Source organism: Corallococcus sp. CA047B (genome assembly GCF_003612065.1).
Classification (GTDB): Bacteria; Myxococcota; Myxococcia; order Myxococcales; family Myxococcaceae; genus Corallococcus; species Corallococcus praedator.
On record NZ_RAWD01000694.1, the window covers coordinates 1 to 772 of the forward strand.

Sequence of the window (772 nt, forward strand, 5' to 3'; positions counted from 1 at the left end):
AGGCGGACCCAACCTAGCCGATGCGGCACGGCGGGTTGCCTGGAATGAAAACACCGTTCGATTGTCGCGCCCTCCCGCGAAGCCCCGCCACGGACGACACCCGGCCTGCCTTGACACTCCCGGGGGCCGACAGTAAGCCAGCCGGGTCCCCTTGATGCTCTCGCGCGCCCATACCCTCGCCCGCCTCACCGCGATGTTGCTCATCGCGCTCTGGGGTGCCCAGCCGTTGGGTCTGACGCTGCACGTGGAGCAGCACGCGCACCGCTTCTGCGCGGAGCACCAGACGTTCGAAGAGGACGCGCGGCGCGCGAACCCGTCCCTGTCGCGGTTCGCCGAGCGTGCCCCCGCCTTCGCCTCCGTGCCGCCCGCGGTGGCGGATGCGACGGGCCCCAACCACGAGACGTGCCCGCTGCTCACGGCCGCCCCGCAGGTCGGTGCCCTGTTCGCCGGAGATGTCCTGCGCGCGGCCTCCAGCGTGGAGAGCCACCACCCGGCCACCGCGCCTCCGCGCTCGTTCGCACCGCTGGCGGTCCTCGCCACCGCCCCCAAGGCCTCGCCACCCGCGCACGCGTAGTCCCCGCGTGTCGTGCTGGTGAAGCAGGTCATTGGTGGACGGTCCGCGTGGAGCGTCATGCTCCACGGTCGCCCAGTTCCGAGGAGCAACACCCCGTGTCATTTCTTCCGCGCAGGAACCCCCGCGCCCTGGCCGTCGTGCTCGCCGTGCAGTTGTCCACGAGCGCCGCCTGGGCCCAGTCATCCCCAGGGCAGACGC

At 71.9% G+C, this 772-nt stretch carries 1 protein-coding gene; it reads left to right on the top strand.

Going from position 1 to position 772, the window contains the following annotated elements; genetic code table 11:
- The first annotated feature begins 154 nt into the window (after positions 1-154).
- Positions 155-574 (top strand): hypothetical protein, encoded by a 420-nt coding sequence (locus tag D7X74_RS42220; RefSeq protein ID WP_120538497.1) that lies wholly within the window; start codon positions 155-157, stop codon positions 572-574.
- Positions 575-772 lie beyond the last annotated feature (198 nt).

Coding starts and splice junctions, on each gene's coding strand:
- D7X74_RS42220 (WP_120538497.1), top strand. CDS start 155: ATGCTCTCGCGCGCCCATACCCTCGCCCGCCTCACCGCGATGTTGCTC.